At 54.2% G+C, this 25,381-nt stretch carries 20 protein-coding genes; 4 read left to right on the top strand and 16 right to left on the bottom strand.

The window, feature by feature from the left end; translation table 11 throughout:
* Positions 1-512: 512 nt before the first annotated feature.
* Positions 513-2,024 carry an anion permease gene (locus tag ACMHLI_RS06895; protein WP_112167685.1) on the top strand — a complete coding sequence of 504 codons (1,512 nt, stop codon included), beginning with the start codon at positions 513-515 and terminating at the stop codon, positions 2,022-2,024.
* A 76-nt stretch (positions 2,025-2,100) separates the two neighbouring features.
* Here the strand turns inward: ACMHLI_RS06895 and ACMHLI_RS06890 are convergent, their stop codons facing one another.
* From ACMHLI_RS06890 to ACMHLI_RS06855, 8 genes are all read right to left on the bottom strand, one after another.
* Complete coding sequence (locus ACMHLI_RS06890) at positions 2,101-2,523, bottom strand: hypothetical protein (protein ID WP_413528807.1); 423 nt, start codon at positions 2,521-2,523, stop codon at positions 2,101-2,103.
* A gap of 68 nt (positions 2,524-2,591) precedes the next feature.
* Positions 2,592-3,461, bottom strand: coding sequence for a hypothetical protein (locus ACMHLI_RS06885; RefSeq protein WP_413528806.1), 870 nt, complete (start codon positions 3,459-3,461; stop codon positions 2,592-2,594).
* Positions 3,462-3,469: 8 nt separating this feature from the next.
* A complete protein-coding gene (locus tag ACMHLI_RS06880; RefSeq protein WP_413528805.1) occupies positions 3,470-3,949 on the bottom strand; it encodes an Hcp family type VI secretion system effector in 480 nt (159 codons plus the stop codon).
* 474 nt (positions 3,950-4,423) lie between these two features.
* Complete coding sequence (locus ACMHLI_RS06875; protein ID WP_413528804.1) at positions 4,424-5,701, bottom strand: c-type cytochrome; 1,278 nt, start codon at positions 5,699-5,701, stop codon at positions 4,424-4,426.
* Between the two features lie 6 nt (positions 5,702-5,707).
* Positions 5,708-7,477, bottom strand: coding sequence for a GMC family oxidoreductase (locus ACMHLI_RS06870; protein WP_413528803.1), 1,770 nt, complete (start codon positions 7,475-7,477; stop codon positions 5,708-5,710).
* 44 nt (positions 7,478-7,521) lie between these two features.
* Positions 7,522-8,247, bottom strand: coding sequence for a gluconate 2-dehydrogenase subunit 3 family protein (locus ACMHLI_RS06865; RefSeq protein WP_413528802.1), 726 nt, complete (start codon positions 8,245-8,247; stop codon positions 7,522-7,524).
* A gap of 988 nt (positions 8,248-9,235) precedes the next feature.
* On the bottom strand, positions 9,236-10,258 hold the full coding sequence (locus ACMHLI_RS06860) for a LacI family DNA-binding transcriptional regulator (RefSeq protein WP_413528801.1): 1,023 nt from the start codon (positions 10,256-10,258) through the stop codon (positions 9,236-9,238).
* 185 nt (positions 10,259-10,443) lie between these two features.
* Entirely contained in the window at positions 10,444-10,869 is a 426-nt protein-coding gene (locus ACMHLI_RS06855; protein WP_413528800.1) for a CopD family protein, read from the bottom strand.
* A 199-nt stretch (positions 10,870-11,068) separates the two neighbouring features.
* Here ACMHLI_RS06855 and ACMHLI_RS06850 point away from each other — a divergent pair, with 199 nt between their 5' ends.
* Entirely contained in the window at positions 11,069-11,662 is a 594-nt protein-coding gene (locus tag ACMHLI_RS06850) for a TetR/AcrR family transcriptional regulator (protein WP_413528799.1), read from the top strand.
* Positions 11,659-12,582, top strand: coding sequence for a DMT family transporter (locus ACMHLI_RS06845; protein WP_413528798.1), 924 nt, complete (start codon positions 11,659-11,661; stop codon positions 12,580-12,582). The genes ACMHLI_RS06850 and ACMHLI_RS06845 overlap by 4 nt, the downstream gene beginning before the upstream one ends.
* Here the strand turns inward: ACMHLI_RS06845 and ACMHLI_RS06840 are convergent.
* Together ACMHLI_RS06840 and ACMHLI_RS06835 are read right to left on the bottom strand one after the other, a co-directional pair.
* Positions 12,576-13,118 (bottom strand): chorismate mutase, encoded by a 543-nt coding sequence (locus tag ACMHLI_RS06840; RefSeq protein WP_413528797.1) that lies wholly within the window; start codon positions 13,116-13,118, stop codon positions 12,576-12,578. The two genes, ACMHLI_RS06845 and ACMHLI_RS06840, sit on opposite strands and share 7 nt — an antisense overlap.
* Before the next feature lie 73 nt (positions 13,119-13,191).
* Positions 13,192-14,124, bottom strand: a complete 933-nt coding sequence (locus ACMHLI_RS06835) for a DMT family transporter (RefSeq protein ID WP_413528796.1) — start codon at positions 14,122-14,124, stop codon at positions 13,192-13,194.
* A 190-nt stretch (positions 14,125-14,314) separates the two neighbouring features.
* Here ACMHLI_RS06835 and ACMHLI_RS06830 point away from each other — a divergent pair, with 190 nt between their 5' ends.
* A complete protein-coding gene (locus ACMHLI_RS06830) occupies positions 14,315-14,806 on the top strand; it encodes an Lrp/AsnC family transcriptional regulator (RefSeq protein ID WP_413528795.1) in 492 nt (163 codons plus the stop codon).
* Between the two features lie 4 nt (positions 14,807-14,810).
* On the opposite strand, the gene ACMHLI_RS06825 is transcribed toward ACMHLI_RS06830, so the two are convergent.
* The 6 genes from ACMHLI_RS06825 to nirB all read right to left on the bottom strand — a co-directional run bounded on the left by ACMHLI_RS06825 (position 14,811) and on the right by nirB (position 25,367).
* The gene (locus ACMHLI_RS06825) at positions 14,811-15,647 is read right to left on the bottom strand and encodes a helix-turn-helix domain-containing protein (protein WP_413528794.1); all 837 of its coding nucleotides are present in this window, start codon (positions 15,645-15,647) and stop codon (positions 14,811-14,813) included.
* A gap of 141 nt (positions 15,648-15,788) precedes the next feature.
* Positions 15,789-16,556 (bottom strand): phytanoyl-CoA dioxygenase family protein, encoded by a 768-nt coding sequence (locus ACMHLI_RS06820; protein WP_413528793.1) that lies wholly within the window; start codon positions 16,554-16,556, stop codon positions 15,789-15,791.
* Between the two features lie 197 nt (positions 16,557-16,753).
* Positions 16,754-17,032: a DUF1471 family periplasmic protein YahO gene (yahO, locus tag ACMHLI_RS06815; RefSeq protein WP_413528792.1), complete on the bottom strand. Its 279-nt coding sequence runs from the start codon at positions 17,030-17,032 to the stop codon at positions 16,754-16,756.
* Between the two features lie 594 nt (positions 17,033-17,626).
* Positions 17,627-18,481 (bottom strand): uroporphyrinogen-III C-methyltransferase, encoded by an 855-nt coding sequence (gene cobA, locus ACMHLI_RS06810; protein ID WP_413529016.1) that lies wholly within the window; start codon positions 18,479-18,481, stop codon positions 17,627-17,629.
* A gap of 23 nt (positions 18,482-18,504) precedes the next feature.
* On the bottom strand, positions 18,505-21,174 hold the full coding sequence (locus ACMHLI_RS06805) for a molybdopterin-dependent oxidoreductase (protein ID WP_413528791.1): 2,670 nt from the start codon (positions 21,172-21,174) through the stop codon (positions 18,505-18,507).
* Complete coding sequence (nirB, locus tag ACMHLI_RS06800; RefSeq protein WP_413528790.1) at positions 21,171-25,367, bottom strand: nitrite reductase large subunit NirB; 4,197 nt, start codon at positions 25,365-25,367, stop codon at positions 21,171-21,173. Before nirB ends, ACMHLI_RS06805 begins: the two co-directional genes overlap by 4 nt.
* Positions 25,368-25,381 lie beyond the last annotated feature (14 nt).

The following is a 25,381-nucleotide window of genomic DNA, read 5'->3' as shown; positions in this document are numbered from 1 at the left end:
CTAAATTAAGTTATCCGGTGCAGGTGATAAATTTAAAATGCTTTCTTATATAGAAGAGACAGTGACGTTATAAACATCTGATGGACGGGAGTTGTTTAATTACTCAGCATTGACGCAAATATCCCTCCAATTGTTAACCATGAGTTGACAAAAATCAACTTTTGATTAACATGTCGATTCCTCCGAACAAAATCAGCAGGTTAAGTCCTCAATTTGGCTTTTGCAGAAATTTACTCTACATTTCATAAAGCAGTAATTTTGGTCAAAAATATAACCACACATAAAGTAGTGTTAATGCCATGAATGGGAATGATACGTACGAAGGATAATATCCGTCGTTGTTTATTCCCTTGTCTTTTCGTAATACCTCACTCTATTCGCGCAGAGAAATTAATGTATTTCAAATGCCGTCGTGAAATATCCACAGCAACAGTTCAAAACGAAAGTACCAGATAACGTCAACACAAAGATCCGGGCGTAAGGCTCACTTTAAATAACGGGCAGAAAAAACTATGAAACCCACATCCGCTTTGAATGATCCCGCAAAGGCCGCTCCTGCCTCCGCGGGGCTAAAGAAACGTTTGATCATGCTGTTCCTTCCGGTGCTGGTGGCGGTAATTTTGCTGCTGACACCGGTGCCGTCGGGGCTTAATCCTTATGCGTGGCACTTCTTTGCCATCTTCGTAGGAGTGATTGTCGGTCTGATTTTCGAGCCGTTACCGGGCGCGGTGATCGGCCTGACCGGCGTGGTGGTCATCGCCCTGTTCAGCCAGTGGTTGCTGTTCAGCCCGGCTGAAGTCGCTGACCCGAAATTTAAAATGGCCGGTGAGGCATTTAAATGGGCGGTCAGCGGATTTGGTAACTCAACGGTGTGGCTGATCTTCGGCGCATTTATGTTCGCCGCCGGTTATGACAAAACACAGTTTGGTCGCCGTCTGGCGCTGATTCTGGTGAAGTATCTCGGCCGCCGCAGTCTGACGCTCGGTTACGCCATCACCTTCGCCGATCTGCTGCTCGCGCCCTTCACGCCTTCCAACACGGCACGAAGCGGCGGGACCATCTACCCGATTATCGCCAACCTGCCGCCGCTGTACGGTTCCAAGCCGAACGATCCTAGCGCGCGTAAAATCGGTTCCTATCTGATGTGGGTGGCAATCACCGCCGCCTGTATCACCAGCTCGATGTTCCTCTCGGCGCTGGCACCGAACCTGCTCGCGCTGGCGCTGGTCAAAAGCATCACCGGTTTTGAAATCTCGTGGGGCATGTGGTTCCTCGCGTTCCTGCCGCTCGGCGTCCTGCTGATCCTCACCATGCCGTTGCTGGCGTACTGGTTCTACCCGCCGGAAGTGAAGATTAACGATGAAGTGCCGCGCTGGGCCAAAAGTGAGCTGGAAAAACTGGGCAAGCTGTCGCGCAACGAAATCCTGCTGCTGATCTTCGTCTGTTCAGCGCTGCTAATGTGGATTTTTGCCGCCGCGTGGATCGAGCCGGCGCTGGCCGCGTTGCTGGTGGTCGTACTGATGCTGTGGACCGGCGTGCTTAACTGGAACGACATTATCAGCAACAAACCGGCCTGGAACACGTTCGCATGGTTTGCGACGCTGGTTGCGCTGGCCGACGGTCTGGCACGCGTCGGCTTTATCGCCTGGCTGGGTAAAGAAGGCGGGCAGCTGCTCGACGGATTCGATCCGCAGGTAGCCGCCGTGATGTTGCTGATTGCCTTCTTCCTTCTGCACTATCTGTTCGCCAGTACCACCGCGCACACCACCGCCCTGTTACCGGCGATGCTGACCATTGCGGCGGCCATTCCAGGCATCAACATGCCGGTTTACTGCCTGATGATGGTGACATCGCTGGGCGTGATGGGGATCATTACCCCGTACGGTACCGGCCCGAGCCCGATTTACTACGGCAGCGGTTACCTCCCAACCAAAGACTACTGGCGTCTGGGCACCATCTTCGGCGCCATCTTCCTCGGCGGCATGATGCTTATCGCCTACCCGTGGATGGTGATGATGTTCTGATCCGAAACGCCATCTGTCAGAAACGAAAATCCACGCGAAAGCGTGGATTTTTTTATTTGCAGGAGAAAATTCACATTCATGGGCATGAGTACTTACATCTTCCAATTCTTAAAATGACTACATCATTGTAATACATTACAAAATATTCATTTCCGCGTTGATATTCACTTTCAACATCGACGCCCTTTTCCACTAAATATTGATTTAGCTTTTGAACTGCGCCCGGAACATCTTTCACATTTATCCATACAACTTCCTCTTCTTCATTCTGATATTCATCGCTGCCCTGTAAATGATATGTGGCGCTTTCAGATGCCTCTGGAGCATGTCGGATAAGAGAAGATGTCAGAATGTAATAATCAAACCAGTCAGACTTAGTGTATTCGCGACCTCCAGAAATATATCCGGCAAACACCAGTTTCCAGGCAAAAATAAGAATGAGCAGCGTGATATAGATGAGAAGCACGCGACTTAACCCTTTCAAAAAATTAGCAATCATATCTATCCATATCAAGTAGCAAGCATGCCAGAACCAACCCGATACGACTCATCACCCCCTTACGTTCTTTACTTCAAATAATCCTGAGGAAAGTGAAAATAATCTGGAGCCACGGGATAATGAGGGTGAATATAAAAATGAGAAGGAATATCAAGGGATTCAGGAGCGAACCGGTCAACCTTTTTCCTCAATGATATATACAAATCTCTATTCAATCTATTTTTATCATCAAAAAAATTATTATAAGGATATTTTACAAAACGATTTGATATGTACTTATTTGATAAATCGCCTAAAGGCTGAATGTAATTCAACCAAGTTGGAATGTAGCCGAAACGAGGTAAGGGTTTTCGTAATGGATTTGGTTCAGGGAATAGCAATGGCCTGAATCCTTTGTTTTTAAAATTCCCAACAGGTCCATAAAAATCCCAAATAGATCTCCCATAAGCGATATCAGTTGGTTGAGCGAGAACCAATGGATCAATACCGTTACCAAACACCCGATAAAAGCCCACCAAATCGGAGACCAAATCCTCGCAGCTAAATCCGCTGTCTGAAAACCAGTTAAGTAACGATGATGCCTGAAATGCCTCAAAACGCCATGCCGTTTTCATCATTATCGTTAATGCTATTCGGTTTTTTAGTTCACGGCTAAGACAAGATCGTACCATCAAAGGAGCGTTGACACCTCCCCATGCCTCGATATTGAAATAAAGACTTTTCTTCATTTCCTGAAAATAATCAACGGGGAAATACCAGTCGTTAAACTCAGGAAAAAACTTTCTCTCTTTTTCCTCAAATAATATCCGCTTAAGCCTTCGGGAATCATCTCCCCGCGCATGACCAAGGTCGATCCAACCCAGTATTTTGGTGTAAACCAGTCCAAAACCTTTAGCATTCCCCAGAGCGGAGGTAGTGATATGTCTTCTTTCACTCATATTTTCCCCTACATCACATTATCTTGCCAAAAGCTATAGCCTGCCGTTCCCGCCTGGTGATGCTGCCAGGTAATACTTTTAAATGTAAAGATCAGCGTTTCTTCGGGTTGGGCGTCGTTATGATCAACTGAGTGAGGGAAGTTTAGAGAAACATCAATAAGAAATGCATCCCGTAATTCAATCGAGTAATATTTTGAATTTAGTCCTGTAATATCAGTGCGTAAAATATCGAAATTACATTGAAGCTTTTCATTGTTAGAAATAGCGACACCAAATAATGGGGATGATTTATCGATAGTTTTTATAATTGTTAAAGGTTGATGACAAACATTTTGATATCGATGGGTGCTGTGCAATAAGGTCAATACAAAAATTTGATCTTTGTGTGCAGCCTGATATCTGTTACCCATTGAATCATAGGTTCCACAGCCTTGTGAAATCAATCCTTGTTTCTCGCCGCTTATCGTCATATAGATAGGATTAGCCATGTTTAACCTCCATGAAGTTTCAGAGTTTATAACTTAGTTATGCGCTCTTAACAAATGCAATATATCAATGCTAAATCTTGATTAATAGATAGGGATTATGATTTAAAAAATAAAGAGATACTCTTTGCTGACATCTCTTTCAAAACCTGATGAATTATTGATGCATTGGACATTATTAAATATTATTCAACCGGCCATCTAGCCAACAGATATAATTCCATGCAGATATTAGACAGATGAAATAGTGGCGCAAACAGTGGCATATCGTAGCGGCATAGTTTTTTCAGTTCGATAAGCGTTCGGTCTAATTCTGCTAATAGTGTTCCGGCGGTTCGATATGATTTTTTAGCCGTGATTTCAGATAATTATTGATTTCATACACCTGACTATCGGCTAAAAAAGTGTCGCTGCGTAAATAAAAACGGCCTCCCTTTCGGAAAGCCGTTTTGTACAACAAAACAGACAACTTAGGCTTTAATGCGCCAGTGTTTTGCGCACCTCACTCACGTCTTTAGCCGAGACCGCCGGGGCGCTGTTGCTCCAGCCCTGACGAATAAACGTCGCGAGTTGGGCCGCTTCTTCATCGGTCAGCCGCCCGGCGAAGCCAGGCATCACCAGCGTCGAAGGTGCGCGCGCCGTTGACGGCTGCTGCGCTCCGGCGAGGATTGTATGGATAAGCCCGGTCGGATCCTGCGCGTTCACAATCGTTGCCTGATCAAGCTCCGGGAACACGCCAGGCGCGCCCTTGCCGGTCACAAAGTGGCAGGCACCGCAGTTATCCAGATATAAACGCTCGCCTTCGCTCAGGTTTTTCCCCGCCGTCAGTTTGGCTTCGGTTGCGCTGGCCTTCTGCGCATCCGCGACCGGTACCGGCGGATTGCCGCCGAGGAACTTCAGGTACGCTGCGATGGCGTTGAGATCGTCATCCGTCATGTGCGCCGTACTGTTCTCAACCACTGACGTCATTTCGCCGCCGACCGCCGCTTTGTCGTTACGCCCTTTGCCGAGATAATCAACAATTTCCTGCTGATTCCAGTGCGCCACGCCGCGCAGCGACGGAACGTCCCAGTTATTCAGGCTGCCGCCCGCGAGGAAATCTGAATCGCTGCTGTCGAGCGCTTTTTCGTTCATCCCAAAACCGCGCGGCGTGTGACAACTGCCGCAGTGGCCGAGACTTTCGACCAGATACGCGCCACGGTTAACCTGCGCCGTTGCCCCGCCAATCGGCTGGAAAGGTTTATCGGACGCGAACGCCCAGTTCCAGAACCGCATGCCCCAGCGCTGGCTGAACGGGAAGCTCAGTTCCGTTTCCGGCGGCTGTTCGGCGCTCGGTTTTACGCCCTGCATAAAGTAAACGTACAGCGCGTGCATATCCTGATCGTTAATTTTGGCGTAATCAGGATACGGCATCGCCGGGTAAAGGCGCGTGCCATCAGGCAGAACGCCTTTACGCACCGCATCGGAGAACTGCTGTTCGGTATAGCTGCCAATGCCGTGATTTTTATCCGGCGTGATATTGGTCGAATAGATAGTGCCAAGATTCGAGTTAATCGCCAGCCCGCCGGAGAACGCCGGTTTCCCGGCCACCGTGTGACAGGCACCGCAGTCGCCCAGACGCGCAACATATTCGCCCTGTTTAATCAGAGCCGCATTGTCAGGTGACGTGGTTTCAGCTTGCGCATTGGCCATCAAACCGGCACCCAGCAGCATGGCGTTAACGATAAATAAACGCTTAAATTTCATTGAGTTCATCTCCGCTTATGCCTGCACCAGTGGGCCGGGGTTTTTCAGGTACTGATCTTTAATCGCCTGCGCCGCCATCAGGGTGATCGCGCCGATGGTATCCGTCGGGTTGGCCTGGAAGTTCTGCGGGAACGCGTTGCCGCCCGGCACAAACACGTTATGCACATCCCAGCTTTGCAGGAACTTGTTCAGCGCAGAGGTTTTCGGGTTATCGCCCATCACCGCACCGCCGACGTTGTGCGTTGAGACGTACTTGGTGAGGTCAAAGTGCGCATCCATCGGCAGGAAGCTTTCGCTGTAGCTGTCCGGGTTCAGCTCTTTGGTGATATTGCCCACGATGCCCTTCAGATACTGTTGCAGCTTCAGCTCGTTCTGTTTCCAGTCGAAAGTCATGCGCAGCAGCGGATAGCCGTACTCATCTTTGTAGTTCGGATCGAGATCGAGATAGATGTCGCGATAAGACTGGCAGGTGGTGGTGATGCTGATTTTCATCGAATGGCCGTACCACTCTTCCATACCCTCTTTCCAGCCGGTTCCCCACGCAGGCGTACCTTTTGGCAGCGCCGTGCTGATTGGCGTGCCGGTCGCCTGAGAACTGTGGATTTTCGCGCCGCCGATAAAGCCGAGTGATGGACCGTCGAAGTTGCCCGGAGAAATGTCATTGAACATCTGGCCGGTCGCGCCGGCGGTGGCAAACGGGTTGAAGTTTTTATCTTTGAAGAACAGCGTCGAGCCGCCGTTGCTCAGGAACGCGTAGTTACGGCCAACCACGCCTTCTTCGGTGATCGGATTATAAGGTTTGCCGATGCCGGACAGCAGCATCAGGCGGACGTTACAAAACTGGAAGCTGCTCAGCACCACGATTTTTGCCGGCTGGAAGCATTCATTGCCCTGCGCATCAATGTAGATCACGCCTTTGGCGGTTTTCTTATCATCGTGCAGCTCGACTTTCATCACGTTGGCGTGGACTTCATAGGAGAAGTTATCCATGCGCTTCAGCGCGTCCATCACGGCAGTTTGCGGTGAGGCTTTCGAATAGTTCAGACACGGGTATTTACTGCAATATCCGCAGTAGTTACACGGAGCTATCTGGTTGCCGTAAGGGTTAGTCCATGCGCGGGAAACGCAGGCCGACGGGTTCGGGAACGGGTGATAGCCCATCTTTTTGGTGACTTCAGCGAACATGCTGCTGTTAAGCGTATCTTCGAGCGCAGGCAGCGGATAAGGCTCGGAGCGCGGCCCTTCAAACGGATCGCCGCCTTCCATAATCTGCCCGCGCAGGTTACCTGTTTTTCCGGACTGGCCGCAGATGTGCTCGAACTTGGTGTAATACGGCTCGATTTCATCCCAGCTGAATGGGAAATCCATGATCCGCATGTCTTCCTGCAAAACGCCCGGTTTATAGGCTTCATCGGCATAGGTTTTGAGTTTTAAATCGGTCGGCGTCGGGCGGATTAACACGCCTGTCCAGTGCAGACCGGAACCGCCGACGCCCGTACCCGGCGCAAACGCGCCCCATTTACGGGTCGGCAGCGCGGTTTCACTCATGTTATAACGCACGGTCACCGCGGCCTGCGCCGGAGTGGCCATCACTTTGTTACGCACGGCGTAGGCGTATTCATCGGCCGGTTTCGGGTAAGCAAACTCTTCATAACCACGATCGCCGCCGCGTTCCAGCGCGCGTACGGTCAGCCCGGCCATTGCCAGCTCGATGCTCATCAACGAGCCCGCCCAGCCGAGGCCGACGACGACGACGTCGACTTCAGGTTTTGTTATTTGTGCCATTTTTAATCCTGTCATTCATCAGAAAAGGGAGTACGAAGCGGCCTTCAGGCACGCGCGCCTTGCAGGCTCACCGGCCCCAGCGGATAAGGCACGTTGTGCTGCTTCACCCATTCGGTGAAACTGGCACGCGCACCGGGGAACCCGATGGCAATCCACGCCTTCATCCCTTTGTTACCGCCGTAGATCGGGTCGGCGAGGTAACCATGTTTGGTGTCTGAAAGCAGTTCACCGAAAAATTGCGATGCCACGAGACTCTCTTCGCCGAGGTCGGCAAAATGGATGTCGTTTTTCTGCAATTGGGTCAGAACCTGGTCTTTGTCCTGCACGGAAAGTTCATGGAAGGCTTTCTGATGATGTTGCTGGCACCAGCTGTTCGCCAGGCGAATGCCGGTTTTGTAGATTTGCTGCGGCCGGAACGGGATCTGATACCCCATCGTGGCAGGCGCATGGACGTTGAACGGCCCCTGCATATAGATTTCTTCGCCGAAATCGCCATGCATTTGCTGATCGATAAAGATGGGCACATTGGTTTCCAGCGCACCCGGTGCTTTGCCTTTGCCCCCGGCGGGGATCAGGCGGTCGGCAGCGGCCATAATAAACTGCCATTCCCCGGCGCTGAAAAAGACGGGTTTATAATCGAGTAAATCCGGGGCAACCATTTCAGCCGCTTCTGCTGCTGACAGCCCTTTCATCATGATGGTCCCGACGGGCAATGCCATCAGCGACCCAAGTAAGAACTTGCGACGGGTAGTTTTCTTTTGAAGGAGCATAGAATGACGAGTCTCACATGCCTGATGTTAAGTTTGGGTTGAATATTATTGTTATTTAGGTACAAATTTATAATATCACTGCAACATCAAAAATAAACATTTATTTCCATAGCGTTTATGCGGTGACAATAACATGGCATCACAAAGAAGATTAATAAACAAATAAAAACAATGAGTTAAATTAATAACCGAGTTGATAACCCCTTCAATTTAATAGCATTGATTATCAGCAATTCCTTTTGGGATCTTAATTTCCTGACCGGAGAAATATAATTTCAGAAGGAAATATTTTGTTATTTGTTGCGGTTATTGTTAGCTAACATTTTCTAACATTAAGGGTGGGTAAGATTATTAAGTGAAATTAGAGAGGGGGGAGATAAATATAATTGATCGAGAAAGTTTCGGTTTCTCCATAACAGCGCTCGCCTGGCCTTTCGCGCCGAAACCGAGCAAGGGAGGAAAATGCTTTTCCTCCCTTGCATCCCTCCTCGCTTTTTTAAATGCGCGCTATCGCCAGACAGATGGACGTGTTCTGTGACTTCTGCGTGTGGCGCAAAACCCTGCCGCTTCGCGGTTCCCTCACTCGGTGCTGGAGCCATAGGTCTCCAGCCCGCTCCGTTCGGCAGGATTTTTTGATCGCGCCATCTCACCATTTTTTAAAAAACAAAAACGTATTTTGTTTTTTGAAATGATCCGAGTCGGTGAAGTTGTGACCTAAAAGTTTCTGGCCGCTTTCAAAATCACGCCGTCGCGAGAGGTGAAAAACCGCGCGTCTTTTTGCGCGGGTTGTAACCCGAGCGAAGGGAACCGCACAGCGGCGGGATTTCGCGGCAATAACGGTGGCTACTGAAACAGAGCCGGGATGCATGGCACGTGTTTTAAAAAACGCGGGAGTCCAGAGGGCGCGCGTTTACGCGTCCTTTGGGCCGGTTTGGGCGGCAGCCCAAGGTCTTGCCTTTAAGGCCTGTGTGGGTCACAACCGCTCCCCTCACGCTGATTCCCTAACCACGACCGAATACCCTATATCAACCACCGGTTCGCCCACCGCTTTTCCCTCGATCTTATCCGCCAGCATCCCCGCCGCGCGGATACCTATGCCCCATTTATCCACGCTCACCGTCGTGATCGCCGGGCGGTTGTGCGCCGCAAAGTTCAGGTCAGCAAATCCCATTACCGATAAATCCTGCGGTACCCGTAGCCCCTGCGCTTCCGCTTCCATAATAACGCCCTGCGCCAGCGTGTCAGAGCTGCAAATAATCGCGTCGAAACGTTTATCCCCCGCCATCATCTGCCGCAGCGCGCTACGCCCGACCTCCATATTCGCCGGGCGCGACACCATCAGCTCTTCGATTTCGTGCTCCGCACGAGCGCGTAATACGGCAATCGCGCCATTTTTTCTCACCACCGCGCGGCGGTCTGATGCGCAAATAAAACCAAAGCGGGTGAAACCTTTGTTGAGGAAATATTCTCCGACAGCGTTGCCGACTTTTTCGTGTGAGAAACCGATCAACATATCGACAGGCGTGGGAGTCAAATCCCAGATTTCGACTACAGGAATATTGGCGTTAAGGATGATTCTTTTCAGTTCAGAAGTATGGTGAATACCGGTCAGCACGATGCCGTCCGGGCGGCGCGAGAGCAGCGTCGCGACAATATCTGTCTCATCTTCAGGCTCGTAACCGACGATGCACAACAGCATGTGATAACCGCGCAGCGCCAGCGCATCGCCGATCGCCTGCACGGTATCGACGAACATATTGTTGTTAATCTGCGGCACTACCACCGCGATAAGCTTGGTGCGGCGGGTCGCGAGGCCTCCGGCCAGCATGTTGGGGATATAACCGGTTATTTTCACCGCGTCCATCACGCGGGCGATGGTCGCCGGTCGCACCACTTTCGGGTTATTCAGCGCCCGGCTCACCGTCATCGGTGAAAGCCCGGCTTCTTTTGCCACATCTTCAAGCGTGGCGGAACGGATTCGGGTGTTTTCTGTTTTTGTATTGTTATTCAAAGCATTGGCCACTGGTATCGGGTGTCAAATTATAATGTTTGCGCAATCATTGTGAGTTTCTCACAGGCCCGCCATCAGGTTAAGCTGAAAATGTTTAGTGATTGTTACGAAATTGATGCAAATAAAAAATCCACGGCTGAGCGTGGATTTTTTTAGGATTGGTTTTATAGAAATTGGAGGGTGATTTAGAACGGTCTGATCACCGCCAGCACCCCAATCACCACCACGGCGGCGACGATAATTCCGGAGGCTTTGCGCAGAATGGCGAAATCCTTGATTGGCTGGCCGGTTGCGCGGCGGCGAAGTTCGCCGGACAGCATTCCGTGAAGAGCGGAAAGCAACACCACGACGATCATCTTGATCAACAGCCACGCGTGCGGGAATTTGCCGTAGCTGACAATCATCCAGATCCCGGCGACCCACAACAGGATCATCGCCGGGCTGGTGACGCAGCGGTTCCATTTGCGCACGTAATCGAGCAACGCCGAACGGCTGGCATCATTCGCAGCGGACTTCCCGCTGACCGCGAAAACCATCGCCATCCCCATCATCCCGCCAATCCACAACACCCCGGCAATAACGTGTAAGGCATTCAGCCACTCATGAAACATGATTTACTCCTTCTCAAAGTTAACGACATATTGCTGTGCCTGACAGCGGCAACCTGCTGTCCCGAAACGGCTTTTACCGGATTATGTCTTTTTCCCACAGTAAAGGCACGGTTAACCCGCCCCGCTTCCCACTTTCATTATTTTAGACGAGTAGGTAGACTGGTATACCTACAACAATTCAAACAGGAAGATAAACGTCATGTCATTACCTGAAAACCCGACGGAAAGCGCACGCGATCGTCTGCTCGGCGCGGCCAGGGTGCTGTTTTATAACGATGGCATCGCCGCAACGGGCATCGATGCCATTGTGAAAAGAGCCGGTGTGGCCAAGAAAAGTCTCTATAACAATTTTGAATCGAAAGCCGAACTGGTGGCGACATACCTTGAAATCCGCCACGACGAATGGCTCGCGCTGTATGCCAGCCGTGTGCAACAGGCGTCCACGCCAAAAGAGGGCGTGATGGCGGTCTTTCTGGCCTACGAAGACCACGCAGAATTTGCCTATGAGCGCGGTTTTCGCGGGTGCGGATTACTTAACGCCGCAGCGGAGCTGCCAGCCGGTGCGCCGGGCAGAGTGGCGGTACGCGGGCATAAAGAACAGGTTGAATCGATCCTGACCACTCACCTTCTCGCCATGATGGGTGGCGACGAAGCAAAGGCACGGCGGATGGCACGTCACTTTTCATTCCTGCTTGAAGGGGCGATGTCCCGCGCCGGGCTGGAAGGCGACGGCGAATGCGTCCGGCAGGCGATGGCGATGGCCGCCGAGATGATGGAGGCATTCGAAGGATGAATCAGCGGGACAGCATGTTGGGCATGGGCGGCGTACTGATCGCCGCATTATTGTGGGGAACCACGGGCACGGCGGCGACGTTTGCACCAGAGGTCAGCGCGGTCGCCATCGGCGCGGTGGCGATGGGCGTCGGCGGATTGTTACAGGCGCTAATCGCTCTGAGAGGCATTATCAGAAGCCGCATCACTCTGCGCCAGAACGGCGGCATGTTGCTGACCGGGGCGCTGGCAGTAGGCATCTACCCGCTGGCATTTTACGCCTCCATGCACCTTGCGGGCGTGACGGTCGGCACGGTCATATCCATCGGATCCGCCCCGCTGCTTTCGGCGCTGATCGAATATGGTCTCGACGGACAACGGCTCACACGTCGCTGGATGACCGGCGCAGCGGCAGGCGTCATCGGAATGGTGCTGTTGTGTCTGGCAGAAAGCGCCAGCCACGCGTCAACCACTCAGCAATCGGATGTCATCTTCGGCATCGCCCTCGGCCTGCTCGCCGGTCTGACGTATGCCCTCTATTCCTGGGCGGCACGTCGTCTGATGCAGCGCGGCATCCCCTCCCGCACGGCGATGGGCGCCACCTTCGGGCTCGGCGGGATCTTGCTGATGCCGGTGCTGTTTGTCACCGGCGCGCCGCTGCTGGCATCCATGAATAACGCCGCCGTCGGCATTTACATGGCGCTGATCCCGATGTTTATCGGCTACGTCTGTTACGGCTACGGGCTGGCACGCATTCCCGCCAGCCTCGCCACCACGATCACTTTGCTCGAACCGGCTGTCGCGGCGGTGCTCGCTGTGATGATCGTCGGCGAAAGGTTACCGCCGATGGGCTGGATCGGCATCGGGCTGATTTTGGGATGCCTGATAGTGATCACTGCCCCGTCGAAGCGCGCCCGCACGGTCACCGCAAGCACTTACTGACCGGGTATTTTCGGTTTAATCAGCGCCAGTGAATCGACCAGGCGCTGCTTATCACCCCCGCTCAGCTGCGGCGCGTTAAGCAGGCTCAATAATTGCGTACGCTCACCGTCGCGAAATCCACCTGCTTTTAACTGCGCACTGATGGTTTTGAGAATGACGTTATCGTATTGCGAAATCCGCGCTCTGACGTCTTCAAGGTTTGCCGGTTTCCAGTCCGGTTCAGGGCGGGAAAGCCAGTCGGCCAGATAACGGTACTGAATGGCTTTCGCCGCATCCATCTGCGCCTGAATAAAGGGTGCGACGGACTGAGGATCCACCCCCGCCTCGCCTGCCTCTGCCTGCGCGGCGGCCAGTACCTTCTGCTCGCGAACCAAATCCTCAACCGGCAAATGATGCGCGGATTTGTAACCCGCCACATCTTTCATCACCCGCATTCGCTCATTCATCGCCAAGGCCAGAGATGCGGCCGGATCCGGGCTGGCAAATGCCGAACTGACCATACAAAACAAAGAAACTAACAATACGAATTGATGCATCTGTCACTCCGGGATAATGCTTGGGAAAATAGCAGCATAAACAGGTAATAATACCGGAACGTGACAATATGATTTAAATGTTTTCTCCTGCCACGACGGTTTTACCGCTGACCTTTTCGCGTCCCGCACTGCGCTTCGGGGATTTCATCGTCACAATCAAAATGCCTGACGAAATAATTAACAACCCAGCCGCCAGCGTCACCGTCAGATGTTCACCGAGGAACACCACCGACATCAGCAGGCCGATGACCGGCACACCCAGCATCGCCGTGGACATGCTGGTACTCGACAGCCACATGCTGGCGGCATTCACCGCCACAAAACAAAACGCAGTAGCGAACGGCCCCATGAATAACAGCGTTTCGATCAACGACGCCGAACCGTCGCCGTCATACGGACCTTCGACAACGCGTGCCATCACGGTAAGCGGTACGCTGGCCAGCAACATCTGCCACGGTGCCAGCTGGTAGGCGCTGCACACACCTTTGTGGTGACGCAGGTGCAAAATGCACATCGCCCAGGTGAACGATGCGGTCAGCAGCATCAGGTTGGCCAGCACCAGCGCATGATCGCTCCAGTTAAACGTGAAGGGATTGAATAAAACCACGACGCCCGCACCGCCGAGCAGCGTGCCGGTCAGCTGGCGACGTGAAAGCTTTTCCCGGAAAAACAGCACGGCGATCGGTGTCACCCACAGCGGCGTGGTGTAGGCCAGTACCGCCGAGCGGCCCGCCGGGACTTCGGTCATCGCAATCGCGCCGAGCACGGTAAACGTCATCATTTGCAATAACCCGACGCTGACCACCAGCGGCCAGTCCTTGCGTGGCGGGAAGCGTAACTTACCGGTCAGCGCCTGAAGCGCGAACAGGCAAAGCCCACCGGTGGCGAAACGTAGTGAAGAAAGCCAGATCGGCGAGACATGCGAAAGACCTGATTTCATCACCGGCCAGTTTGCGCCCCAGACGACAATTGCCCCAATCAGCAGCAAAATGCCCTTCAGTTTCACGCTTTTTTGATCCTGCGCCGACGCCGTCAAAGATTTCCCCTCAGTTCCCACAATCGTTTCTCCACTGCGAAATGTTATGTGGTAATTTTATCTGGATGTAACGGGGTAATTTCTCCTATTAGCGTAGCGTTAACCTGTTTTATGAGTAATTTTATCTTCCAATTTAGACATTAAAGGATAATTTATCCCGATGAAAAAACTCGACCGGACCGATGTCGCCATTCTTAACTCCATGCAGGAGAATTCGCGGATCACCAATGCAGACCTTGCGCGCTCCGTTAACCTCTCACCGACGCCGTGTTTCAACCGGGTGAAAGCCATGGAAGAGCTGGGCGTGATCCGCAAGCAGGTCACCTTGTTAGAGCCCGCGGTGCTCGGCCTGCACGTGAACGTGTTCATTCAGGTCAGTTTGGAGAAACAGGTTGAGGATGCGCTGAGCGTGTTTGAAAAAGCGATCGGCGACCGCCCCGAAGTGATGGAATGTTATCTGATGACCGGCGATGCGGATTATCTTCTGCGGGTTTTAGTGCCGGATATCCGCGCACTGGAACATTTTATTTTGGACCACCTGACTAAAATTCGTGGCGTCTCTAATATCCGTTCCAGCTTTGCTCTCAAGCAGGTGCGCTACAAAACCGCACTGCCGTTGCCGGCGGAAGGGATAACCCTGAGCAAAAAATAGTGCGCTATGGCAGCTGGCTCAGCCACTGGCTGCGGTACTGCGAAGGGGATCGCGCCGTACTTTTACGAAACACACGGCAGAAATAGTTGCTATCGACAAATCCGCAGTGCGTCGCGACTTCTTTGATTTTCAGCTCATAGCCTTTGAGCAGCAGCTTCGCGCGTTCCAGACGAACGTGATTGAGATATTCGCTAAAGCCGATATCGCCGGATTTTCTGAACAAATGAGAGAGATAATTTGGCGTGATGTGAAATCGCTTCGCGACGTTTTCACGCGTCAGCGGCAGGGAGGCATTTTCGTCGATGTACCTTTTCACCACCTCAAACAGCGCCCCGCTGCGGGTCAGCACCTGCGCGCGGTTAGACAACTGTTCCTGACAATGGCTAAGCAACCCGGCCATCACGCAGCGGGCGGTTTGCTGATCTTCCGGAATCGAGACGACTTCATTCATCGCCTGAAGCAAAAAAGACCCGACGCGCGGACCAAGGCGCGGCACGCTCTGTTTCTCAGTCCCGGTGAACGATTTTCCATCCCAGAATTGCAGGCTGAAACCGAGTTTTTCCTTACTAAAAAGAATGCTCAGCAACACCGCAGGCTTATCCCAGACGGTCAGATTCCACTTCCCGCCTGGAATATAAATTGCGTCGCCCTGCCTCAGCAGTCCTTTATCCGCCGTGACGTTGCGGTCATGCACTTCGCCTTCGACGACAAATTCGATGCGCGGAAAACTCACCACGCAGGCCAGTTCCGGCGGCGGTTGTAAGGTATCCGGAAACCGGATAGCCAGCGAGCCGCTGCCGGAAACCGAGCGGAAAAGTGTCTCAATCACATTTGTCAGCATCGTGGCCTCCGGGGATTTCTGTTTACCATAACATACCCGTAACAACATCGATGTTATGCAGGATCCGGAGTCTGTGACCGCGCGCAAATTGCGAAAATAAAAAAGCCCGACCGTCAGGTCAGGCTTCACAGTGAAGGGTATTCAGAGTACGTCGAGCAGCCACTTTTGCGCAGGCGTCAGGCGGTTGGAGGTTTCAGGCTTCAGCCATTTACGCTGATCCTGCTGCTGCATATCCTCACGATCGATATACAAACTGTGCAGCACCCGTCGGCGCGTACCGATAGTGTTATTGGTGCCGCCGTGCCAGGCATGCGCGTTGTAAATCATCACGCTGCCCGCAGGCGCTTCGAACACCACTTCATCAGGATGTGGCAAACCGCAATCGGCCAGCACGTCCTCCGGCAGCTCCGGGCGGTGATGCGTACCGGGGATAATGCGCGGCGCACCATTGGCGGCGCTGAGATCATCAATCGCGATAATGGCGTTCACCAGATGCACCTTAGGAAAATCCGGGCGCGGCTTTTTCCAGTCTGCATGAAGGGGCTGATGCCCGCCGTGGTGCAGTGCTTCCCGGCCATTCAGGCTGGAAACTTTGAACGGCCCCTGAAAAATGTGGCGGCACACGGAAAGGATCAGCGGATGTGCCCACGCCTTTTCCCACACCGTTCCCTTGTTGATCATGTTCGCGATGCGGGTCGCCGTGGCCTCCTGATGATGTTCCACCGCCAGATTATCGCCCTCTTTTTCTACCAGCGAATCAAATGCGGTACGCATATCTTCCAGCCAGTCTTTGTCGATAACATCATGAATCACTACGTAACCTCTGGTCTCCAGCTCATCAAGCTGTGCCGGTGACAACGTCTGATCGGCACCCAGCGCGTTGAGATACTGTTCGGATGAATGGTTCATTTTTCGCCTCGTCAATTAACGTTTCAGTAACATTAAAGTACGGGGAAATGTGTAGGAATAAACGATGAAAATCCTACGGAGATCTGGAGAAATGTGGGATCAGGGAGGGAATGTGATGGGTCTTTATGCAAATTCAAAAAATAAAACGCCCATATTTAAATGGGCATTTTGTACAACATGAATGGTGGAGTTAATGATTACTTTTTCTTATAAACGTCGGCGGTGCCGTGAATTTTATTATTGGTATTGCCGGAAGTTAACACGAAAATGTCACCGCCTTTTTTATCGGCTTTTTTAGACAGATCTTCGATAGCACCTGACTGCGACGTTTTATTGGACGTAGTGACAGAACCCACTTTGGTGTACTGAGATTCCACTTTTTCGAAATCAACTTTCTTCATCAGTTCAGCAGCAAACGCACTGGAAGAGATAAACGCCGTTAAAGCCACAGCCAGCAATGCATGATGTTTTTTCATTTAAGCCTCTGATTGTAATTACCCAGTAAAAATAACGAATGTAGGCTAACCCTACGTCTGTTTATAATAACCCTGTTAAGCAATAAACTCGCTGATAAACAACGGGATCTTACCTCTACTAAGTAGTAGATGACGAAAGGAAAAATTTCAATGAAAAACTAAAAATTTAAAAAATGATTCATAAGAAAATCTGCTTATGTCTACACACTGAAATAAAGACACATCAGGCACTCCCATAAAATTGTGAGGCGCTTGGCGTTTTTAATATTATTGGTTGGCTATTTTTTAAAATGCCGCCGGGGCGCGAACCTATATACCTGCTGAACGAAGTCGCCTCTGTTCCGCTCTCCTATCTCATTTCCCGCACTTGAACAGCTACTATTGTTCTTTTACATCCTCCCTCCCTGACTTCAATAATCCTTGTTAACAAAGTGTGTCAAAAAAAGGGAAAACAATGGGAGAACGTTTGTGTTTGCTGGAAAAAGTCCGCAAGACGATCACGAGGATGCCGTAAAACCCTGCCGCTGCGCGGTGCCCTGCTTTTACTCCTCCCCCAGCGAAGGCGGAGGCTGGGAGGGGGTATTTCAAACGACGTTAAACCGAAGCGTGCGCCATTCTGCTGCTGAGAGCGTCAGTGCCTCGCTCCGCCACCTGAGAATAAGTTTTAACCCCCTTCTCCCCGCGATACATCGCCACCACTTCCCCGACGATCACCAGCGCGGGCGTTTCCACGTGATGCTCCGCCACCAGTTTCGGCAGTTTTTCCAGTATTCCGATGATCACCCGTTGCTCCGGCTGGGTGCCGCGCTCGATCACGGCCACTGGCGTTGATGCCGAAAGCCCATGCGCGATGAGTTGCTGGCTGATATTGCCGCTGTTAGCGATCCCCATGTAGAACACCAGCGTCTGACGCGACATGGTCAGTTTTTCCCAGTCAATATCCTGTTCGCCCTGTGCGCAGTGTCCGGTAACAAACCGCACCGACTGTGCCAGATTACGATGCGTGAGCGGGATGCCACTCACAGCAGCGCAACCCATCGCGGCGGTGATGCCCGGCACAATGTGGCAAGTCACGTCATGGTTCTGACAGTGCGCCATCTCTTCGCCGCCGCGCCCGAACACAAACGGGTCGCCGCCCTTCAGGCGCACTACACGGTGCCCGGCCTGCGCCAGTTCCACCAGAAGCTGGTTGATTTCCGCCTGCCCCAGCGTGTGATTGCGTGTCGATTTACCCACGTCGATGCGCAGTGCATCCGCCGGGATCAGTGCCATAACCGGCTCCGAGACCAGCCGGTCGAACACCACCACGTTTGCCTGCTGGATCACCCGCAGCGCTTTTAGCGTCAGAAGTTCCACGTCCCCTGGCCCTGCGCCGACCAGCCACACTTCGCCGCGACACACCGGAGTACGCATGTTTCCCTGAGCGATGATCTGAGAAATCTGATGCATCTGTAATGACTGTTCGAAGAGGTTCATTGGTTTTCTCCCGCCGTCAGCGTGATGAGCTGACTGGCTATGATTTTTTTCAGTTCAGGAATACATGAGCCACAGTTAGTGCCGCATTTAAGCTGTGCGCCTAGCTGCTGTACGCTGTGACACCCCTGCCGAACGGCGTCCACAATGGCGATTTCACCGACCGCAAAACAGCTGCAAATCATTGCACCGGTCGGGGCTTTACCCCCTGCGGCCAGGCCTGCCAGCAGCGCCAGACGTTGTTGCGCGGTGCCCGGTGGCTGCGTAAATGCGGCGACGACCACACTCCGGTCGGGAACGGGGCGCTGGCGGTGGGCGTAAAACGCCAGCTGTAACTCACCGTCTGACCATGCCAGCAGGTTAAAACCGTCGTCGCCAAGACGGGCAGACTGGCACACCCAGCGGTGCGTACCGAAATGTTCACTGAGCCACGTCGCCCAGTTTTCCGGCAACGAGGAGTCAGCAAGCGTGTAATGCGTAACGCCCGGCTGGGTGATGCGGCTCCAGTAGGCCGTTGCGGGCGGCGTCAGATGTTCTTCCTGGCTACCGCGCACAAACACCTCGGCCTGCCAGGCCGCTTTCCAGCGGCGCAGACTGACCGGCATATGTTTGCTTTCCGGCTGCCCTGAAAGCGGATCGGTATGCGCTTCAATCAGTGCATCCACTCTGGCCTGCTGGCTGAACTGGCTGTTCCAGTGCATCGGCACAAATACGCTGCCGCGCGGTTGCAGGCCATCCGGCTGGGCGCGCAGCAATAACCAGCCGTGCGATGAGGCAACGCGCACCAGATCACCGGGCTGAATATCCGGGGCATCCGCCGGATGAAACTGGCAAAACGGTTCGCTGATATGCTGCATCAGGCGGGCGGATTTACCGGTACGCGTCATCGTATGCCACTGGTCGCGTACCCTGCCGGTGTTCATGATAAGCGGCGCGGCGGCGGTAGGCTGATTGACTGGCAGTCGCGGTGTAATGGCGATCAGCCTTGCTTTGCCGTCAGAGTGGAAGAAGCGCTTGTCGTGGAACAGTCGCACGGTGCCTTGAGGTGTTCTGGCATTAACCGGCCACTGCACCGGCAGCAATTCATCCCACTGCTGATTGGAAAGCTGCGCCAGCCCGCTGATATCAAAGGCGCGGGAACCGTGATTCTCGAAACCCGACAGTGCCGCGTGTTCGCGGAAAATCTCTGCCGGATGCTGATAGTCAAAGGCGTCAGCAAACCCTAAACGCTGTGCGACCTGGCTGAGGATCCACCAGTCCGCTTTGGCCTCGCCCGGTGCGGGCAGAAAGGCGCGCTGGCGCGAAATACAGCGCTCAGAGTTGGTGACGGTGCCATTCTTTTCGCCCCAGCCAAGCGCAGGCAGGCAGATATGCGCCGCGCGGGTGGTATCGGTTTCGCGCATAATATCGGAGACGATCACCAGCGGGCACCGTGCCAGCCCTGCGCGCACGCGGTCGGCGTCGGGCAGCGAGACCAGCGGATTGGTGCCCATGATCCACACGGCTTTAATGTCCCCCGTTTCAATGGCGCGAAACAGATCTACGGCGTTAAGTCCGGCCGATGTTGTGACGTTGTCACTCTTCCAGAACCGTCCGACTCGCCCGATCTCTTGCGGTGTGAACCCCATGTGCGACGCCAGCTGATTCGCCAGCCCGCCCACTTCGCGCCCGCCCATTGCATTTGGCTGTCCGGTAATCGAAAAAGGTCCGCAACCTTCGCGGCCAATTTTGCCGGTCGCCAGATGCAGATTGATGATGGCGTTGCATTTATCCACGCCGGAGCTGGACTGATTGATGCCCATCGAATAGAGCGTCACCAGCCGGTCGCTGTCGGCGATGGTCTGATAAAACGCCAGCAGCTGCGCCGTTGTCAGGCCACAGAAGATGGCGGTTTTTGCCACCGTCCAGTCCTGAACGGAGAAGAGCGTTTCGTCAGCGCCCTGCGTGTGGTCGTGCAGAAACGTCCTATCCAGTTTGCCGCTTTGCGCCATAGCGTTCAGCGCCCCGCAAAACAGCGCAGCGTCGCTGCCGGGGCGAAGCGGAAGATGTAAATCAGCAATGTCGCAGGTTGCGGTCTGACGCGGGTCGATGACGATAATACGCATCTGTGGCCGCTCTTTTTTCGCCTGCGCCAGCCGCTGATAGACCACCGGATGCGCCCAGGCGGTGTTCGACCCGGTGAGGATCACACAGTCGGCAAGTTCCAGATCCTGATAACTGCACGGCACGGCGTCCGCGCCGAATGCCCGCTTGTATCCGACCACCGCCGAGGCCATGCACAGCCTTGAGTTGGTATCCATATTTCCCGCGCCGATAAAGCCTTTCATCAGCTTGTTGGCGACGTAATAATCTTCCGTCAGCAACTGCCCGGAGCCATAAAACGCTACCGCCTGCGGGCCAGATTCGCGGATCACGTCCCGTAATCCGTTGGCCACCGCATCTAACGCCTGTGACCAGCTGACCGGCTGACGGTTAATCTCAGGCCGGAGCAAACGCCCTTCTAAATCCAGCGTCTCGCCGAGCGCGCTGCCTTTAACGCACAGCCGGCCGAAATTAGCCGGATGCATCGCCTCTCCGCTGGCGGTAAATCCTTCCTCCCGTGGCTGCATGCTGACGCCACAGCCGACGCCGCAATAGGCGCAGGTAGTAGAAATCGCGTTTTTTTTCATAGACTGACCGTCTCGATGATATCGGGCGCGCGGGCGACGCGGTTCACCGGATGCTCCTGCACCCAAACCCGGCCGCCATCCACTTTCACCGGCCAGACGCTCAGGGTGTTTTGGGCATCGTCAATGCTGCTGCCATCGAGCAACCGGAACCGCTGTTTGTACAGGGGCGAAATCACCACCGGTTCGCCTTTCACGTCGCCCACCAGCCCGCGTGCCAGCACATTGGCATCGCTGTCCGGCTCGTGGTTGCTGAGGGCAAACACCTGCTGAGGATGATCCGGCAGATGGAACAGCGCAATCTGCCGGTTTGCCAGCCGCGCGGCCATGCCCGCATTGGCCGGGATCTCGCTCAGTTCACAGAGATCAACCCAGCCCTGCATTGCCATGACCGGCTGATTGATCACCACCTGCGGCAGCGCCGCGCGCTCTTGCGATGTCGCGGGTCTTAGCTGCTGACGCTCTTCGACCATCACTACCGCCTCGTCCGGCTGGTCGCTGTTGACGAAGGGCCGGAACAGCGCCAGACGATCGGGATCGGCCAGCGTGGTCTGCCATTCGCACTGATACGTGCCGACCACCGCGTTCATTTCGCTTTCCAGTTCAGCGCCTATGTTCAGGCTGTCTTCCAGCACTACCTGACGCAGATAATCCATGCCGCCTTCGAGATTATCCATCCAGGTGCTGGTGCGTTGCAGACGGTCGGCGGTGCGGATATAGAACATCAGGAAACGATCCACGGTGCGGATTAACGCTTCCGTACTCATGTCCTGCGCCAGTAAATCAGCGTGACGCGGCTTCATGCCGCCGTTACCGCAGACGTAAAGGTTCCACCCCTTTTCGGTGGCGATCACGCCGACGTCTTTACTCTGCGCTTCGGCACATTCGCGGGTACAGCCGGAGACGGCCATTTTGATTTTGTGCGGCGAGCGCAGACCTTTGTAGCGGCTCTCCAGCTGCAGCGCCAGCGCCGTGGAATCCTGCACGCCATAGCGGCACCAGTTGGAACCGACGCAGGATTTCACCGTGCGCAGCGATTTCCCATAGGCGTGGCCGGTTTCGAATCCGGCGTCCACCAGGTGCTGCCAGATCTCCGGGAGCTGTTCCAGACGTGCGCCAAACAAATCGACCCGCTGTCCGCCGGTGATTTTGGTGTAGAGGTTGTAGCGTTTGGCGACCAGACCGATGGCGATCAGCCCGTCGGGTGTGATCTCCCCGGCAGGCACGCGCGGCACCACGGAATAAGTGCCATCTTTCTGAATATTGGCGAAGTAGCGATCGTTGGTGTCCTGCAACGGCAGGTGCTGCGGTTTAAGCAGATAGTCGTTCCAGCACGAGGCCAGAATCGATCCGACCAGCGGTTTGCAAATTTCACAGCCGTGCCCATGGCCGTGCCTGTCGATCAGTTCGTCAAAGCTGCGGATATTGCCCATACGCACAAGGTGATAAATCTCCTGTCGGGAATAGGCGAAATGCTCACAGACGTCTTTTTTCACTTCGACGCCCATTTCGGTCAGCGCAAACTCCATCACCTGTTTGGTGAGTGCCGCACAGCCACCGCAGCCGGTAGCCGCTTTGGTGCAGGATTTGATGGCCGCCATATCCCCACAGCCACCTTTGACTGCCTCACAAATATCCGATTTGCTGACGTTGTGGCAGGAGCAGATTTGCGCGCCGTCGGGTAAGGCCGCAACGCCCAGACTGTGCGGTGCGGCGCCGGATCCGGCGGGTAAAATTAACCCCTCAGGGCGGGCAGGCAGCGGCATATCGTTGAGCATCATTTGCAACAACGTGCTGTATTCGTTGCTGTCACCCACCAGCACCGCGCCGAGCAGGCGTTTGCCATCCTGCGAAACCACGATTTTTTTGTACACGTCCGCCGGACCGTCCACCCAGCTATAACTCTGACTGCCCTCCGTGCGGCCATGTGCATCCCCCACTGACGCCACTTCGACGCCGAGGAGCTTCAGTTTGGTACTCATGTCCGCGCCTTTGAATGCCACCTCACTGCCAGAGAGCGTGTCCGCCAGCGTGCGCGCCATCTGATAACCCGGCGCAACCAACCCGAAAATCTGGCCGTTCCACAGCGCACATTCGCCGATGGCGAAAATGGCCGGATCCGAGGTGCGGCACTGGTCATTAATCACGATGCCGCCACGCGGTCCGACCTCAAGCCCGCACTCTCTGGCCAGCTGATCGCGCGGGCGGATACCGGCGGAGAACAGCACCAGATCGGTCTCCAGATGACTGCCGTCAGCGAACTGCATGCGGTAATGCTGCGTTTCCCCCGCAACAATTTCTCGCGTTTCTTTACCGGTGTGAACCTGCACGCCCAGCGCTTCAATCTTACGACGCAACATCGCCGCCCCGCCTTCATCGAGCTGAACCCCCATCAGCCGCGGCGCGAACTCCACCACATGCGTTTGCAGGCCAAGATGTTTCAGCGCATTGGCCGCTTCCAGCCCGAGCAGACCACCGCCGACCACCACGCCGATTTTTCCCTGTTCCGCGCAGCTCTGAATCGCCGCCAGATCCTCGAGCGTGCGGTAAACCAGACAGCCCGGCGCATCATTGCCCGGTATCGGCGGCACGAACGGATAAGAACCGGTGGCCAGCACCAGCAAATCGTAAGCGGTTTGCCGCCCCTGACGGTCGACCACAAATCGGTGTTGGGTATCAATATGCTCAATACCGTGCGCCAGGCGCAGCTCAATGCCGGTCGATTCGAAAAAGCCGTCTTCCACCATCGACAATGATTCCGCGCTGCGGCCGGAAAAAAACTCGGAAAGATTCACACGGTCATAAGCCGGTGACTTTTCTTCAGCAAAAACAATTACCTGATATTGCAGATGCAGTTCGCGTTCGACCAGTTGTTGCAGAAAATGGTGGCCGACCATGCCGTGTCCGGCCATGACTAATACGGGTTTTGACATGACATTGCTCCTCGCTACCTCATGGGATAACGGTTCTTTAAAAGGGATAAGAGTGGGTGCAGGCGTTTCATCGGGATTAAAAACGCTCAGCTGTGACGGCTGACGCTGTGGATTGCCAAGTCGTGAGAAATAATCCGGCCCGTCGCTGATATCGCCCCACAGCAGCACGCCTTTCAGCTGATTGTCGCGCAGCAACAGGCGGCGGTAGTGGCCGTCGAAGGGGTCGAACGTGCTGTGAATTTGGGCCTGCGCATCGGCAAGCAGTTCACCGGCACAAAACAGATCGATACCGGTGACCTTCAGCCGCAGTGGGACGTTCTGCACCGTAAAGGGCTCGGCATCAACGCCCGTCAGCCGGGCGGCCAGCGTTTCAGCCTGCTGCAAACACGGGGCGACCAGTCCGAAGGTCAGTTCACCCAGCTGGCAGCATTCGCCGATGGCCGAAATGTTTGGATCGGAGGTTTGCAATGTATCGCTGACCCGAATGCCGCGCGCACATTCCAGCCCGGCAGCCTGCGCCAGCGCGATATCAGGGCGCACACCGGCGGCGACCACCACCCGCTGCGCCGCCAGCTCGCGGCCGTCGTGCAGTTTTACCGCCTGAACTCTGCCGGTATTACGGCCGAGATACGCCAGGGTATTAGCCTGTAACACCGTTTCAATACCGCGCGACAACAGACTGACGCGCAGCAGCTCACCGGCATGTTCATCAAGCTGTTGATCCATCAGATGTGGCCCGCGGTGCAAAATACAGACTTGCATACCACGCAGCGCCAGCGCAGCAGCCGCCTCCACGCCTAGCACCCCGCCGCCAATCACCACGGCCGGTTGTCCGGCGTGGTGACCGCACAGAATCTGTTCGACGTCCCGTTGCGTGCGAAATCCGTGAATGCCCGGCAAATCCGCGCCCGGCAACGCAGGCATGAAAGGCCGCGAACCGGTCGCGATCACCAGATGGTCATAGCGCAGCAAGTGCCTGCCGACGGTGACGGTGCGGGCCACACGGTCAATGTGCGTGACCGGATCCCCCAATTTTAGCGTGACGTTGTAACGGTCAAACCATTGCGCGTCGTGCGTGACGATATCGTTAAAACATTTCTCGCCCGATAACACCGGCGTCAGCAGAATGCGGTTGTAAGCGGGTTGCACTTCGTCACCGATGATAACCATGCGATATCGCGACGGTGCCCGTTCACACAGTTTTTCCACCAGTCGCACGCCTGCAATGCCGTTGCCAATGACCACCAGAACCGGTTTTTCCATTGCGCTCACCCCGC

Source organism: Rahnella inusitata (assembly GCF_965118895.1).
GTDB classification, from domain to species: domain Bacteria; phylum Pseudomonadota; class Gammaproteobacteria; order Enterobacterales; family Enterobacteriaceae; genus Rahnella; species Rahnella inusitata_A.
The sequence above is the reverse complement of the archived record's forward strand: the minus strand, read 5'-3'. Positions and strand labels throughout refer to the sequence as shown.

Bases quoted from the DNA above. Each gene is read 5' to 3' on its own strand.
- ACMHLI_RS06840 (WP_413528797.1), bottom strand. From the start codon at position 13,118: ATGCATCAATTCGTATTGTTAGTTTCTTTGTTTTGTATGGTCAGTTCG.
- ACMHLI_RS06820 (WP_413528793.1), bottom strand. From the start codon at position 16,556: ATGAACCATTCATCCGAACAGTATCTCAACGCGCTGGGTGCCGATCAG.
- ACMHLI_RS06875 (WP_413528804.1), bottom strand. From the start codon at position 5,701: ATGAACTCAATGAAATTTAAGCGTTTATTTATCGTTAACGCCATGCTG.
- ACMHLI_RS06885 (WP_413528806.1), bottom strand. From the start codon at position 3,461: ATGAGTGAAAGAAGACATATCACTACCTCCGCTCTGGGGAATGCTAAA.
- ACMHLI_RS06890 (WP_413528807.1), bottom strand. From the start codon at position 2,523: ATGATTGCTAATTTTTTGAAAGGGTTAAGTCGCGTGCTTCTCATCTAT.
- ACMHLI_RS06870 (WP_413528803.1), bottom strand. From the start codon at position 7,477: ATGGCACAAATAACAAAACCTGAAGTCGACGTCGTCGTCGTCGGCCTC.
- ACMHLI_RS06850 (WP_413528799.1), top strand. From the start codon at position 11,069: ATGTCATTACCTGAAAACCCGACGGAAAGCGCACGCGATCGTCTGCTC.
- ACMHLI_RS06805 (WP_413528791.1), bottom strand. From the start codon at position 21,174: ATGAAAAAAAACGCGATTTCTACTACCTGCGCCTATTGCGGCGTCGGC.
- ACMHLI_RS06865 (WP_413528802.1), bottom strand. From the start codon at position 8,247: ATGCTCCTTCAAAAGAAAACTACCCGTCGCAAGTTCTTACTTGGGTCG.
- ACMHLI_RS06880 (WP_413528805.1), bottom strand. From the start codon at position 3,949: ATGGCTAATCCTATCTATATGACGATAAGCGGCGAGAAACAAGGATTG.
- ACMHLI_RS06845 (WP_413528798.1), top strand. From the start codon at position 11,659: ATGAATCAGCGGGACAGCATGTTGGGCATGGGCGGCGTACTGATCGCC.
- ACMHLI_RS06895 (WP_112167685.1), top strand. From the start codon at position 513: ATGAAACCCACATCCGCTTTGAATGATCCCGCAAAGGCCGCTCCTGCC.
- ACMHLI_RS06825 (WP_413528794.1), bottom strand. From the start codon at position 15,647: ATGCTGACAAATGTGATTGAGACACTTTTCCGCTCGGTTTCCGGCAGC.
- nirB (WP_413528790.1), bottom strand. From the start codon at position 25,367: ATGGAAAAACCGGTTCTGGTGGTCATTGGCAACGGCATTGCAGGCGTG.
- ACMHLI_RS06855 (WP_413528800.1), bottom strand. From the start codon at position 10,869: ATGTTTCATGAGTGGCTGAATGCCTTACACGTTATTGCCGGGGTGTTG.
- ACMHLI_RS06830 (WP_413528795.1), top strand. From the start codon at position 14,315: ATGAAAAAACTCGACCGGACCGATGTCGCCATTCTTAACTCCATGCAG.
- cobA (WP_413529016.1), bottom strand. From the start codon at position 18,481: ATGCATCAGATTTCTCAGATCATCGCTCAGGGAAACATGCGTACTCCG.
- yahO (WP_413528792.1), bottom strand. From the start codon at position 17,032: ATGAAAAAACATCATGCATTGCTGGCTGTGGCTTTAACGGCGTTTATC.